Annotated in this window: 15 protein-coding genes and 2 pseudogenes; 10 read left to right on the forward strand and 7 right to left on the reverse strand. The window is 55.0% G+C overall.

Annotation, left to right across the window (positions count from 1 at the left end; all coding sequences use genetic code 11):
- From EA473_RS05985 to EA473_RS22535, 4 genes and pseudogenes are all read right to left on the reverse strand, one after another.
- Positions 1-191, reverse strand: a pseudogene (locus tag EA473_RS05985) (IS4 family transposase); the annotation flags it as partial.
- A 98-nt stretch (positions 192-289) separates the two neighbouring features.
- Complete coding sequence (locus EA473_RS05990) at positions 290-1,408, reverse strand: outer membrane protein assembly factor BamB family protein (RefSeq protein ID WP_165875211.1); 1,119 nt, start codon at positions 1,406-1,408, stop codon at positions 290-292.
- Between the two features lie 462 nt (positions 1,409-1,870).
- The gene (locus EA473_RS05995) at positions 1,871-2,206 is read right to left on the reverse strand and encodes a HalOD1 output domain-containing protein (protein ID WP_341538985.1); all 336 of its coding nucleotides are present in this window, start codon (positions 2,204-2,206) and stop codon (positions 1,871-1,873) included.
- Between the two features lie 348 nt (positions 2,207-2,554).
- Entirely contained in the window at positions 2,555-2,881 is a 327-nt protein-coding gene (locus EA473_RS22535) for a hypothetical protein (protein WP_207890148.1), read from the reverse strand.
- Between the two features lie 500 nt (positions 2,882-3,381).
- On the opposite strand from EA473_RS22535, the gene EA473_RS06010 reads away from it, so the two are divergent.
- The 3 genes from EA473_RS06010 to EA473_RS06020 all read left to right on the forward strand — a co-directional run bounded on the left by EA473_RS06010 (position 3,382) and on the right by EA473_RS06020 (position 4,623).
- The gene (locus tag EA473_RS06010; protein WP_124194763.1) at positions 3,382-3,759 is read left to right on the forward strand and encodes a hypothetical protein; all 378 of its coding nucleotides are present in this window, start codon (positions 3,382-3,384) and stop codon (positions 3,757-3,759) included.
- Position 3,760: 1 nt separating this feature from the next.
- Complete coding sequence (locus tag EA473_RS06015; RefSeq protein WP_124194764.1) at positions 3,761-4,087, forward strand: hypothetical protein; 327 nt, start codon at positions 3,761-3,763, stop codon at positions 4,085-4,087.
- 83 nt (positions 4,088-4,170) lie between these two features.
- Complete coding sequence (locus EA473_RS06020) at positions 4,171-4,623, forward strand: hypothetical protein (protein WP_124194765.1); 453 nt, start codon at positions 4,171-4,173, stop codon at positions 4,621-4,623.
- A 467-nt stretch (positions 4,624-5,090) separates the two neighbouring features.
- Here EA473_RS06020 and EA473_RS06025 read toward each other — a convergent pair whose 3' ends face one another.
- Together EA473_RS06025 and EA473_RS06030 are read right to left on the reverse strand one after the other, a co-directional pair.
- Positions 5,091-5,747: a hypothetical protein gene (locus EA473_RS06025; RefSeq protein ID WP_124194766.1), complete on the reverse strand. Its 657-nt coding sequence runs from the start codon at positions 5,745-5,747 to the stop codon at positions 5,091-5,093.
- A 37-nt stretch (positions 5,748-5,784) separates the two neighbouring features.
- Positions 5,785-5,991 carry a hypothetical protein gene (locus EA473_RS06030; RefSeq protein WP_124194767.1) on the reverse strand — a complete coding sequence of 69 codons (207 nt, stop codon included), beginning with the start codon at positions 5,989-5,991 and terminating at the stop codon, positions 5,785-5,787.
- A 73-nt stretch (positions 5,992-6,064) separates the two neighbouring features.
- Between EA473_RS06030 and EA473_RS06035 the strand changes: the two genes are divergently transcribed.
- The 3 genes and pseudogenes from EA473_RS06035 to EA473_RS06045 form a co-directional block, all read left to right on the forward strand.
- Positions 6,065-6,307, forward strand: a complete 243-nt coding sequence (locus tag EA473_RS06035) for a hypothetical protein (protein ID WP_124194768.1) — start codon at positions 6,065-6,067, stop codon at positions 6,305-6,307.
- Between the two features lie 171 nt (positions 6,308-6,478).
- Complete coding sequence (locus EA473_RS06040; RefSeq protein WP_124194769.1) at positions 6,479-6,679, forward strand: hypothetical protein; 201 nt, start codon at positions 6,479-6,481, stop codon at positions 6,677-6,679.
- A gap of 445 nt (positions 6,680-7,124) precedes the next feature.
- Positions 7,125-7,808 (forward strand): annotated as a pseudogene (locus EA473_RS06045) (recombinase family protein); the annotation flags it as partial.
- 228 nt (positions 7,809-8,036) lie between these two features.
- Here EA473_RS06045 and EA473_RS06050 read toward each other — a convergent pair.
- Positions 8,037-8,681 carry a phage repressor protein gene (locus EA473_RS06050; protein WP_124194771.1) on the reverse strand — a complete coding sequence of 215 codons (645 nt, stop codon included), beginning with the start codon at positions 8,679-8,681 and terminating at the stop codon, positions 8,037-8,039.
- 542 nt (positions 8,682-9,223) lie between these two features.
- Between EA473_RS06050 and EA473_RS06055 the strand changes: the two genes are divergently transcribed.
- From EA473_RS06055 to EA473_RS06070, 4 genes are read left to right on the forward strand one after another with little or no spacing between them, the layout of a single operon-like run.
- Positions 9,224-10,201 carry a hypothetical protein gene (locus EA473_RS06055; RefSeq protein ID WP_124194772.1) on the forward strand — a complete coding sequence of 326 codons (978 nt, stop codon included), beginning with the start codon at positions 9,224-9,226 and terminating at the stop codon, positions 10,199-10,201.
- On the forward strand, positions 10,198-12,162 hold the full coding sequence (locus EA473_RS06060) for a UvrD-helicase domain-containing protein (protein WP_124194773.1): 1,965 nt from the start codon (positions 10,198-10,200) through the stop codon (positions 12,160-12,162). The genes EA473_RS06055 and EA473_RS06060 overlap by 4 nt, the downstream gene beginning before the upstream one ends.
- Positions 12,159-13,475, forward strand: coding sequence for a hypothetical protein (locus tag EA473_RS06065; protein WP_124194774.1), 1,317 nt, complete (start codon positions 12,159-12,161; stop codon positions 13,473-13,475). The genes EA473_RS06060 and EA473_RS06065 overlap by 4 nt, the downstream gene beginning before the upstream one ends.
- On the forward strand, positions 13,472-13,879 hold the full coding sequence (locus tag EA473_RS06070) for a hypothetical protein (RefSeq protein WP_124194775.1): 408 nt from the start codon (positions 13,472-13,474) through the stop codon (positions 13,877-13,879). The genes EA473_RS06065 and EA473_RS06070 overlap by 4 nt, the downstream gene beginning before the upstream one ends.
- Positions 13,880-13,947: the final 68 nt, after the last annotated feature.

Consider the following 13,947-nt stretch of genomic DNA (forward strand, 5'->3'; position numbering starts at 1 on the left):
GTCTCATCAGCTGTCGAGTTGTAGCTGCGTCTGAAGCCAGCGAGTGTTCGGCTTTCGCCTGCGGCGAAACCGAACACGAATGCCCAGACGAATGCGGGAATCTGGAGCTTGCGGTCGCGTTCGACCACGCCGAGTTCCTCGGCGTGCTCTTCGAGGAACTCGGAGGGAAACAATGTAGTGAGCCGACGCATAATCCGAGATGAGGAGGTTTCGTTGTGCACACTCGATACCTCCTCATTCCTTCCGAAAAGTATCCACGATAAGCTGTCGCTGTCACGTGGTTTCACGCTTAGCTAAAGACGGATACCGCGTGCATATACCCATCATGAGATCCAAAAAACGCGACGCCATCAACGACCGTCGGGTTAGAATGGATATTCGCGTAGACCTGCGACCGCCACAGCTCTTCGCCAGTAGTTGCATCAATGGCGAATAAGTACGTCTCACTGTGGCTGCCGAGGAATAGCACTCCATCAGCGATGGTTGGTGACATCTTCACGAACCGACCATCGAAATCCCACTGTAGTTCCCCGGTATCGGCATCAACAGCGTACAGGCCACTAGAGTTCGGGAGGTATACAGTCCCGCTCCATACTGTCGGAACTTCGTTAATACCGAAGCCAATCTCTTCACCGAACCGCCACTGCTCCTCGCCCGTTTCGGCATCGAACGCGTACAGTGGTTCTCCGGCGAACATCGTATACACCGTCTCATCGTAGACGGCTGGGGCAGCACACTGCTCGGCATTCATTTCCTTCTTCCAGAGTAACTCACCGGACTCTGCATCGAACGTGTGGAGATTCACCTCACCATACGAACCAACGTGTACGCGACCATCAACAACTGAAACACCCCCACCAGCTGGGTGCTCAACATTCCCACGCCATTGTTCCTCACCAGACTCAGCATCGACTGCAAATACCCAGTGGTTCCGTGATGGAACGTATACAGTCCCGTTCGAAACGGCTGGTGATCCCCAGACGAATTTTCCCGTGTCAAATCGCCATTCCTCTTCCCCGGTATCAGCATCAAGGGCGTACAGGTGATTGTCGAGTGCACCGATAAAGACCGTGCCGTCGATCACCTTCGGTTCGCCCCACACACCAGCGTGATCGTATCGCTGATCTGCTGGCGGGTCGTCTGTCTCGAATACCCATTCACGATCACCATTCTCAGCATCAATAGCGTAGACGGTGCCGTCATGGCATCCGAAATATACTGTCTTGTTTACGACGGTTGGTCCCGACTCAACTGCACCATCAGCCGAATAACTCCAGATCCGCTCTCCAGGTACAAACTCGCCACCCTCACTCTCCTCTGCAGCGGCAATTGGGAGTGTACCCGCTGCAACTGAGAGAGTAGCGGTTGTATGCAGTACATCTCGTCGTGTTGGCGTGTGCTCGAACATTGGCATCACGTCCCGGTCGCCCCGATGTAGTCACTTACCGGCACATCATCACACATTCACCAGTCACAGATGGGTATTGTCCGTTCAATCCTTCGATCTGGTTGCCACAGAGGATACGTTGATCATCGGGATTCACCGAATCGGACCCGACATAGCCTGAGATCGCTCCATTCCCTATTGTTCCGAGCGTAGTGAGACCATTGTGATGACCAATCCAATATCTCCTCATGGATGTCTGTTTGAGGTGACTAAACGGAGATATATTATGTTATCTTGTAAGATTGTTGCAGGACGTGCACACAGATCACATGATTAGTTCGTACATGGGCTGAATATATACTGTCTCGGCTCTGTTAAAATCATAAGTTGATGACACAACCTGGCCTGACTGAAGTCAATACAAGCGATATACTTGATGAATGGTTTAATTGTCGGTTTTGGTAGAGAAATAAAAAGAGCTGCTTAAGTGTTTTCGGTAAGAACAACTTGACCATTCCCCTTCACGACGACTTGATAGCCATAGTACGAAAAGCGAATCGAACTGGAGCGGTCCTGGCCCTTTAAAAGAGCGTCTAAGGCATCCGAATCAATCACTTCAGTAAGGGGAATCTCCAAATCCGTCGGGTCAACATCCAGTTCGTCGGCAACGGCCTCAACGACTTTCGTACTTTGTGGCGGATTGGCTGAGCCTCTACAATCACTCATAGCAGCGTATTCTTCTCGACGTATGTGCCAGTATAACATAAAAAGACGACGTATTAGCAATCTTTGAAGATAACGCTGACAAGTACGAGCCATTTACAGCCCCACAGATCGCTGAACAACTCCAATCCGATATTCACCGCAATACCGCTCGCAATTATCTTCAAGATCTTGAAGCCCTTGGCGAATTCCGAACGAAGAAAGTTGGTCCCGGACGCGTGTGGTGGCAACCCTGCAATAATATTCTACAGAAAGGCCGCTAACGGATGGTCATACAAAACTAGTCGTACAGCCATAGGCCTCAGTGAACAATTGTCTCAGACTAAAACACATATGAATAATAGGGTTTCAACAGTGTCTCTGTTCCATATTGGTGAAAACTAGCACACTATGAATATTTGAACAGACAGATATATATCACTTAACGAAGGCGCTACCACCGACCTACGTTCTGCTCGTGCCGATATTTCTGATAGTATGCCCTCTCAACGGTCCGAATATCGAATCCACCAGGATTTCGATCAGGAGTTCCTTGAGAATCTTTGGATAGTCGGTGAGCCTCATCCCGTGACCTTCACCAAGGAGTGCATCGACGATGTACCGATCACCAATGGCGTAGTTCGCCGGATCATAGAAAGCCAGCACCAACGTTGCGGTGGCGTTACCGATTCCAGGTATGCACGTTAGCGTGTCCAATTCTGTTTTAGGATCATCCAATAGGAGCGCGGCACCGCTCAACTGGCGGATGAACTGATCTGGAACCGCGTTCATCTTCTCGATGTTCTTATCTCGCCGTCCCGGTTGGGCATCCAATTTCCAGATGATAATCTGTTCTAGCTGGTCCTGCGTGATGTAGTGCTGTTCTGCAAGAACTTCATTTAGCGTCTGTTCGATCTCTCGTAATTTGCCATCATAATTAGCGGCGTATTCTTCACTCCAGTGCTCAATTTCCTCCGAATCTAACTGTTACATACGTGGAACATATTGCTGGCCTCACTAATATTGTCCGCAGATTAGTTACGATGGTCTCCCTCTTCGATCAGTACTGATTCTGATAGCTCTCAGGTATCGAGTGAGAGAACGTCACTAATTCTACCAACATTTGTTACTTAGTTGGTGGTTTGTAGCTCAGAGCATGCCGAATCTCTGTTGCTTGTGTGGTGTGCATGGAAGGCCGTATAATTCCAGGCACCGGCTATAATCTTATTCTGTGTTTTAAAACACAGGTCAAAATTATTTTTATATACTTCCGGGCACTACATGGGAATGCAATGGCACGAGAACAGAATCTTGCACCCGGATACCACGAGGTTGAGATTAAGAAAATAGACGAATTCGAGGAAATCAAGCAGAAACCGGTATCGGAATTCGAGGAAGGCGACTACATATTCGCCGGAGAAGAACCAGCCGACGAGGAGCGAATCGGGGATCACCTCCATTACGAGGACCTGGACTACCTGATCAGGATCATCGGAATTGCTCAATCAATCGGAGAGGGGGTAGGCTACAAGGTGATCCGGACACGGCCCACCGGTCGGCCGATGGTAGCATCGGAGACGAGACAATTCGCAGTGTGCGCAGAATACCTCGAAGAGCAAATCGAGACGGGCGAACTGACCGAGGTTACGGTTTCAATCGAGGAGAAGTAAAATGTCACAGGAAACACCAGAATTCAGTGAATTCCGATCCCCAGTGGAACTCGAACAAGAGAAAATCCAATCCCGGCCGATTACGGAGGACATGAAGGATTTGAACGAGACTGAACCCGGAGACGAAGTGAAGGTATTCTTAGAGGACGGAACAGAGAAGGAAATCACAATCAAACGACAAACCCACGAGTTCGGGGGATTGCACAACAGCAAACTGGTGGCAGAGGATCTATTCGAGGTTGTGGAGACGAAGGATCGGGAAGAGCTCTTGCTCTGCGATATAGAGAGTCACGAGCAGAAACGGGTTGAAGGTGTCAAGACCGAGTGATCGACCGGGACCCGGACTCAGGCCCGGCCAGGCGGCCGCGCCCCGCGCCCCGCGGTTCGATTCCGCGGCGGGCCCCTCAAACAATGCAAGAAACCGACCTTAACCCCCGATGCGTGAACGTACAGTGCAACACAACAATCAACCGCAGCGAACTCAACCGCTTCATCAACGAAATCGAGAACGGTGACGTTGAGTGGCCGTCATCGGCCGACGCAGACCTGCTGAGAGAGATCCGAGCGAACGCAGACGAAATCGAACGTGACTACCAGGAAGAGGCGGAGGGTGTGCGCGACACGATCGTAGAGCACTTGCTCGATCATCCGAACGCAGACGCGAAAATCAGGGAAATGGACGGTGAGACAACGACAGACGTGTGGGGCGGTCATGGACTCGACGTGTGGCGGATCGTACGGCACCACATCACTGTCCCGAGCGAAGCGAATACAAGCGAAGTAATGGACGTAGTAATTAACTTGGGGATCATCCCGCAGTACCCAGCCGTGACGATCACAGCAGAGACGGAGTCACCGGCGTAGATCCTGATCCCCGCGAGTTGCTGCTACCGGCCATTCCATATCAAAACGGAGGACCAACACATGAAGCAATGCCCGGTTTGCCAGACCCGAACCGAGCTCGACTTCCACCACTGGCAGTACCCAGATCCTGACGAACCAGTGGACGCACCTGGCGTTGAACTCTGCCGGGACTGTCACTCCTACTTGCACAGCGACGGCGCACGACCCGGCCGGGACGCGAAATGGATTCACCGCGCAATCCCTCGGCTGATCCACCGTCACGTCGAGCACCACGGACTGGACTCTGTGCGGGCAATCCTCGACCGGTATGACATTCCTGAGGAGTACGGTGTATTGGTCCAGTGTGCGGTGACCGACGTACAATCTCAGGGAATAACTCAGCGAACAACTGGAAATCGTCGCAAACCTGTTTAAAATCTTTCTCACAGGACTGAGTTTGTCTATAATTAACTTCCTCAACAATCATTTCAGGGCGATCGTTGGACCGTTTTCAAATCAGCACGTGTTTTGATCGGTTCGTTGAATTCAACTAGCGTCTCGTCTTTCTCCATTTCACGGATTACACTCCGAACATTCTCCATCACCACTTCGACATCGTCTGGGTCAGCAGACCCGATATAGACTCTGTGCGTGATGATCGGAACGATGATGAATTTCCCATTCCCTTCCCATTGTGGTTCCCGGATCGTTTCAACTTGCACAACACCCATTTCTTGGAGTTTCTCGTTTTCGCGCAGATCGTCAGCGGTCGGATAGTGAAAAGTTGGGCGGTATTTGTCTTCCATCTGTGCGAGTTTGATCAAGTCATCCGGCCAGTTCGTGTGGCGAATAGAGACATTGAAGTGCGTGTACCCTGGGTAGTCACCGCCAGGACGCAATGATTTAACCCATTCTTTGAATCCAAAGTCTCGAACACGAGGTTCAGAAACAATGACTTCTCGATGCGGAATCAGATCTTTTTCTGCACTCATTGATTCGTACCGGTCACGCATGATTTGCTCACGAGTCGCTGCATCACCGAACGTTGAACTTTTGAAGTTGATGTACGTCAGGAGGACGTTTGAGAGTAGGATGAGAACAGAAATGAGTGTGAGACCGGCAACAAGCACATCCGTCGAAATCATGCTGCAAGTGTTATAACTGCCATTACATAGTATTTCACTAACCCTGCCCCATCTCGGTGGAGATGTCATCAGTCGCGTTATCGATCTGCTGCAACTCCCGTTCTATCAGAGTCTGTAGCTTGATCTCAACATCTCTCGTATCCTCATCCATATCCTGCAACCGGTACATCGCTACCAGTAGGTCATCGATCGTATCCCTGCTCTCAGTGATCTGCTCAATTGAGTCCTGTATCCCGCTGGTCATACGCGTACATGCTTTTCCCACATTCAAGAATTCCGGGAAGTCAGTTTTACAATCCGAGAGTTTACAGTCTCGTATGACCGCATCAGACAGCATTGATCTCTCAGGACCAATCTGCGAAGCAGCACGGTCCGAGGAACACACTGTGGAGCTAACTAGCACTGAAAACGGGTACATTCAAGTGGAGATTGATGGTGTACCGGTGTTTGCCGGGTATGGGTTCAGCGATGAACGATTTACACTCCCGCTTGATCCGTATGAGTTCCGGCGAGAGATTACGAGGGAAGCCCGAGAGCTCGACGTCTTTCCTGATCTTTAGATAATCCTCTTCCCTTGTGTTGCTCGAACGTCTCTTACCTTGTACTCAATTCGAGTATGGGGTGAGTGTGTACAAGATCTGGATTAGGTGTTTCAGGTGCTGGGGGACCTGAAACACAGAATACCGGGACTTCCCCTTTATGTGCATATTACATACGATACCCCACACAGTATGACACAAGGAAATGGGTTTAGCTTCATCCGGAAACTCTGGCAACGATCACAGAACAGCTACGCCACAACAGTGCCGCAGGAGATACTCAATATCAAAGGAGTCCCGGTCGATGAAAATGTGGAAGTGAATTGGCGGATCAACGAGACCGGAGAGGTAACTGTCTCATTCAAAACAGTTGATGGTGATGACGATGAGTGAGGAGTGCCGTCACTGGAACGCCGACATCGTAAACACTGATCTCAACACACCAAAGAAGGGGGTTGTCGCACGCTCCCCCAGTTGCGGACACCTGCTAACCGCACGCATCGACTTCCGGCACGAATTGGCGAGCATCCACAAAGAACCGGACACGGCACCCGAAATAGACGATGACGAGTAACGAGCGAGCAGTCTTAACTGTACACACAGACTGTAAAGGAGTGATCGAACCCGGGAACCCGCTGCAAAACGCAGCCATCATCTCTAGGATGTGCACACTTACTTACGCGGGGCACATGCTGCTACTACGCTGGATCCGGCGGAGAGAACACCAAACGGGATCAACTCCGGAACTACCGCGAACAACGAACGAGACTCCAGAAACGACGACCCATGACGGAAAACGAACGCACACGCACACAACGCGCAAACAGCAGTCGGATACACTCGCCTCAGCCAGACGAGCGATACAAGCATCGGCAATCAGAAGCAGCACATCCGGGAATACTGCAACGAGCACGATCTGTCACTCGAACGAATCTGCGATGACGGCCAACAAGCCTCTGGTTGGGACGGGTCCCGCAAGGAATACCAGGAACTCAAGCAACGAATCCGAAACGACGACACGCTCGATGTACTCGTGATGAACGACAAGCGACGAATCGCTCGGGATATTGACGAGGTGATGCGTCTCATCCCGGACTTCCGCGAACACAACATAGAGTTGCACACGTGGCAGGACGGGCAACTCGACCTAGCTGATCCGATGCACGCTGCGATCGAGATCCTCCAAGCTGCCGCAGCTCACGAGGAGAAACTCAAGGAAATCGAGAAAGCTGAAGAAATCACTGAAGACCGGTTAGAAAACGGGTACTGGCACGGCGCAGCGCCGTACGGGCTCGGATTTGGTGTGAAAGGCGAGCACGGGCAACGACTTACGCCGAACCACGGTGAGGAGTGGGAGAACGTGCGGGCTGTGCTCGCTCTCCGTGACGAAGGGCTCAGCTATCGAGAGATTGAAAAGGAGACTGGAGTCGCGTACTCGACGGCGTGGCGGATCGTGCAGCGGCGAGGTGTGTATGAGCGAGCGGCGGAGCGGACAGGGCGTGAGGAGTCGCTCGCGGAGTGAGTCTGTTTTCTGTGGTTCAGCCGATCGGTTCGAGGAGAGTATTTATCTCAGTTTCCGTACTTGTACTAGGGGTCATTTCGAAATCGGAGAGAGCGAGTTTTGTCAAATTCTGTCTATACATACCTCTTACTATTGTGGTAGGTATGTATGGTGAGGTGGTTGACAAGAATAGCGCTGTCGAAATCTCAAATGACCCCTTATACTTATCGCGCGCGAAACAGAATCCAGTCACTCGTTTCCGAGCACTTCTTGTGCGGACTCCCCGTCCCGTTTCGGGATCCCGAGCCATTCGCGGTTGATGTCGAGCGCAGACCCGGTCCCGCTTGTCTCCTCTAAGACCCTGTGACCGAGCTCAGTGATCCGGTACTCTTCCCCGTCTTCGGATATCTCCCGATCCACGAGCCCGAAGAACAGTAGTTCATACAGGACCCCTCTCACAGCGAACAAGTTCCGCCCTTCTGGGTCTGCGATTTCGCGTGGAGTTGATCGACCAGTCCGATCGAGTGTGTCGAGCATCTCGTAGCCCTCGTTGCTGCTGATAATGATCTCGTCCGGGGTGATCTCGTCATCCGTCTCTTGAGACAGCGTGCCTGCGTACTCAACAGCGGTGTCCACGAGTTGTTCGAATAATTCTGCCTGTGCGTGTTCGTAGATGCTGCGTTTGCTGAGTACGAATTCGCCAAGGTCAGTCGTGGTGCTCATCCCGGAGCGTTCGGCGGGGCCGACTTGCTCGGCTAGGTCGTATTCCCGGAGTTTCGACAGTTCGCTGGCCATGTAGCTTTTTGATTTATCGAGGTGTGCGGAGAGATTTGCGGGGGTTTGTCTTTGGGTGCAGAGTTCGAGGATGTCGAAGTCGATGTCTGAGAGTTGCATGATTGTGTGTTAGCGCATCGCCGTATATATTTTCACCTGTTCTTTGCCTTGTTCTCTACTCTCTCTAATTAACATATCTCGTCAGATCGGTTCCGTGGAATACGGTTTTGTGAAATAAGGTATAGAATTATCTTTATATACTACCGGTCCATAGGCATGTGTGTCCCCCCGATGGATTCGGACTCACGGATCACTCACGCAGTGATCCAGCAGAGAAACGACGCCGGTCGCGGTACGAGCGCGGCCGACGCCACGAACGAGTCCCATCAGGGCCGTGAGGTGACGACACCTATGGAACCCACGCGAAACTACAACCCGCGAATCTATAAAACTGCTGCACAGCACCGCAAAACACAAGCAGGAGGTGTCTCGGCATGAGCGCCGACGACACTCCCAACGACCCGGGAGGGATAGATGAAGACGGAATCGAACTGAAGGACGACGCCGATAGTGACGGTGAGACAGACCCCACAATCGAATTGAGTCAGGTCTTCAGCGAATACGAAGGCGAGATCCGCGACGCCGAGCACGGCGGGCAAGCGATGCAACTCGCCCTGAACGCCGCCGCCGACATGGCCGAAGTCGTAGCTGGACTCTCCGACGCCGAGACAGATCAAGTGCAGCCGATGGCGGACGCGTTCCTGACGGATCTGGCGGACGAGCACGACTCAGTCCGCGTCGGGCAAGTCCGCACCGAATTTTCCAACGTAATCGAGAAGGAAGAACGCCGGCAGACACTCGATGCCGGCGATCCGGACGTATTCCCCGCGTTGATCGAATACCGGCTAGAAGAAGTTGTGAAGACCGTTACGACGGATCAAAGCAGCGACGAAGAAGCCACGTACACGTTGAAATTCGATGACGGGTTGGAGCTGACGGTCGCCCGCGGAGTCCTGTTCGATCAGCAGAAACTGTGGGAGCGATACACCACAGCGACAGGTAAATACCCGGAGATGGCCGATCCGGGGCAAGCATGGCCAGAATGGGTAGGTCAGCTCATCGAGCCGCTGGAAATAGAGAATCCGGAAACCGGCCAGCGAACCGCTGCCGTGAACGCGCTCTGGAACACGGTCAAGACCGCCACAGCGTACGCCGACGCCGGTGATGCGGTTGACTTCGGCGGTGTGTGGGTCGATGATGAGCCGCCGGAATACGATGAAATCTGGGTGATGCGGGAAGATGTGGCGGCGATCACGAATCGGCACGAAATAGAGGACCGGCCGCTGCAACTCGAAATCGCCGCGCGCGGCGGAGATTCGGACGGGCTGCCGGGTGATCAAGTGTCCCGGCAGCACACAGTCAACGGGCAAATGCAGACCGTGTGGCGGCTGGACGCCGAGTTCTGGCCGGAGCCCGACGAGTACATCGAGGAGCCTGAGGATGCGATTGATCGCGTCGAGCGGGATCTAGATGCCGCGGATCACGATGACGAGGATGACGATGACCCGATCGGTCGGATGGGCGAGTACGGCGGCGATCCCGACGAAGACGACGGTGAGAACGGAGGTGACGGACAGTGACGGACCGGTACGACGCCCCGAACGTCGAGCACATGGACCTGCCGGAGTGGCTGCAAGCAGCCGTCCCCGAAGAGCTGGAAGATGCGAAGATCGCCGGTGGCGGCACACACCCGCCGACCGAATCCGTCCGACTGAACGGGCCGCCGGGAACCGGGAAAACCACGCAGCAAGCCCTCCGCCTCGCCTATCTCATCGAAGAGGAAGATCTCGATCCGGAAGAGGACATTACGCTCGTCACATACCGCCGAGCGCTCGCTAATGAAGTCGAGACCCGACTGAAGAAATGGGGAGTGCTGAGCGAAGATGTGGATCTGAAGTACTGGACGACGATTCACGCCGCCTGCAACCGCGCTAACAACGTGCTCGACGGTGATTTCAAGAACGACGGCGGACGTCTCGGCCCGGCAGTAACCGGCCGCGAAAAGTACGTGTTCTGCGCGAAGGAACTGGGAATTCAGTACAAAGCCGGGCTGCCGTGGGAAGATGCCCGCGGAGAACTGCTGCTGGACACGTTCAGTTGGCTGCGAAACAATCTCTTGGATCCTGCGGACCGGTCAGACGTACGGAAAGCCCCGCAGTACGACAATTTGAAGGACAAATGGCCCGGGGTCAGTGTGCCGACACTCTGGGGCGAATACCAGGATTGGAAGGATGATCACGGGTTCTTAGACTTCCACGAGCTGCTCGAAGCCGGGGTCGTCGGGGAACTACCCCCAACGGACGTCGTCGTGATTGACGAGTATCACGACGTCACGCCGCTCATGGCTAAGGTCTCCGAGCGGTGGATCGAAGCGGCAGACACGGTGATCGTAGCCGGTGATCCGTTACAGGTAGTCAACAGTTACGCGGGCGCGGATCCGCGGTTCTTCACACAGCGACTCGACCACCTGCCCGAGGTACTACTCGGCAAATCTTGGCGAGTGCCTGAAGAGCACTGGCACGCCGCGTCACGGATGCTGAGCACCGAATTCCCCGCACCACCGGTCGAGCGTGACGGGCACGGGAAGATCATCCCGTACAATTCCCCGATATTCGCGCACGACTCGCACACCGGAGAGTGGACGCAGCTGCCGGGCGAATCGATCCCCGGGAGCCCCGCGGCCATCTGGGTCGAACACATCGACGGAGAAGCCGACCGGTCGATGCTGATCCTGGTCCGGACGCAGCAGCAAGCAATCGGTGTCAGCCGGGCGCTCGACAAGGCTGGCATCATCCACGATGCGCAGGATGATGTCGGCGGCTGGGACGATCGCCGCGTCTCACTGTACGATGCGATGCGGAAGCTCGACCGTGTGCCGCGCGACTACGCGCACGACACCCACCACGGGATCGAGCGGTACGGCAGCAACGGCGACGGGACACAGAAGGATCCGGGGCGGATCCGACTCATTCCAGAGGAAGCAGCAACGTTGTTGGAACACACTCCAGTGCGAACGCTGGAAATCGACAGTGACCGGCGGGACAGGCTCGTCTCCCGGATCCGAGACGACGAGACACCGATGCGCGTTGAAGATCTGAACGATGAGTACGTATCCCCGACGTTCTGGGAGCGCTTCACCGGCGCTTCGGCGTCGGTGTCGAACCTGATCAAGGCCGGTGAACTGGAGGATCACGACTTGGAGGCGCTGCGTCGAGCGCTCTCGCGGAACGACGGGTTGTGCAGTGGACTCAGTAAGACGCGGGTGCTCACAATCCACGCGTCGAAGGGGTCAGAGGCGACCGATGTAGTGCTGTACGACGGCATCACATCCCGGATCTCACGGGAAATGGAGCGCTCGCAGCGAACGAAAGAGAATGAAGCCCGCACCTGGTACGTGGCGCTCACCCGTGCGAGCGAGCGGCTTCACCTGATGTTCGGCGGGTTCGACTGGATGCAACCCCATCTCCCGCAGAATCTCCCGCAAATCGCCGCATCCCGCTCAGGGCACGCAGTCGCCACAGACGGAGGGGAGACCCGATGACCACACACAGTCTCCCAGACCGGTTCCCCGACGACGACACCGGGATCGAGTCACCGGTAGAAGTGCTGGAAATCACCGACGAGCACGTCGTGCTCGACCTACCGGACGACGTTCGAGACGCGGACAGGGTGATCCCGCAGGACCTGATCGAGTTCGGGAACGAAGCCCGGAGTTGGTTCCTCTGGGACATGGAGACTAAACAGCCGCGAGCGCCGATGACGAAGAACGGGTACGCCGGAACGTGTGCCTGGGGGCGAGACGCCGTGTCGATGGATGCCCGCGCCGGTGCGCGGTACGGCGATGTGGCGCACTGTATCGACGGGCACGTTGATGATGACTGGTGGTGGGATGATGACGAAGACCCGACGGAACTGTGGCCGATGTGCATCGTTCCACACGCCGACTTCTCCCCCGAACCGGGACTCGTGTTCGTTGATCTGGATGACGTGATCGAACCGCAAGGCGACGGAACAGGGCGGATGACGCGTGAAGCCTGGGATATCATCCAGTCGCTGGACGGGTATGCCGAGGTGAGTTCATCGAAGACAGGAGCGCATGTGTTCGTCCGCGGGCAGGTTCCCAGCAAGGTGGATGGGAAGACGGTGCTGAAAGAGCTCGATACCGGGCACGTCGAAGTGTACGGGTACCCGGCGAACGGGTGCGTAATGGGGACAACCTGGCTGCATATTAACGAGACACCGGTCGCGGTCCCGCACAATCAAGACGAGGTTGGTGCAGTGATTGATGATTTGCTGGATGAGGAGGAGATGCTCACTGATGAAGAGCAGGCGGAACAGCTGTTTGACCGGCGCAAGTCCCGGGTTCGGAGCGGTGAGAACGGGTCTTCGCGGTCGGCGTACTACGACCTTGACCCGGAACCGATTGCACACCAACCACCGTTCAGCACTCACGAGAGCAACGGTCGTGGCCCGCACCCTGTCCATGGAGGAACATCGACGCCAGATGAAGACTCCACGAACTTCACCGTAGACCGGCACGATGGCTGGAAGTGCTGGGCGCACGACGACGGGGGCGGAGCGTTGCAGTTGATCGCTGTGATGGAAGGTATCAGGGACTGCGGTGATGCCGCGGACGTGCTCGATGACCCGGTGGATGCGCTCAAAGTGTGTCTCGCGGCGCGCGACAAGTACGCCGATCTGGACGATGAGCGACCGCCGACGATCGCTCTCAAGGGTGTCTGCGAGGTGCAAGACTTGGACTACAACGAGTCCGGCCAGTTGGAGTACTCGACGTACAAACTCGCCAGAGACCTGTACGGAAAGATGCAGTGGACGGGAGGTGATCAGGCGTGAGCGCGGATAATCGAGTTGGCGGGTTAGACTATACAGACGCTAAGTGGATGTCGGTGAACGCTGCGTCACTGGCCGGGTCAGTGCCGGACCCGGAGTGCCGGTGGTCGTGGTCCGATGTTGACTTGGACCGGTCGATGCTGTGCAAGCTGCGGGAACGCGGATTCATAGTGAAGGTTGAAGAGCAGGAGTGGCGGGCCACCGGCGAACTGATTCGGGAGATCTGCAACTACGGTGGTATCTCGGAGGGCGAAGTAGCTGAGCATGTATGCGGTTCCTGCCCCGGGTGCATCCAGCAGAGGATTGAGGCTCGCCGCGAACGCCGCGAGCGTCGGGAACGGGAAGACGGGTCGCGGGTCGGTCCGGGAGAGAGTGAGCAGGCGGAGTTACCGGGTGTGGAGGATTGAGGCTCACCGGGAACGTCGATATCCCGAACACTCTTTAAATCCGAACAGAAACCCTCAACCGCGCACGC

The organism is Natrarchaeobius chitinivorans (assembly GCF_003841505.1).
GTDB classification, from domain to species: Archaea; Halobacteriota; Halobacteria; order Halobacteriales; family Natrialbaceae; genus Natrarchaeobius; species Natrarchaeobius chitinivorans.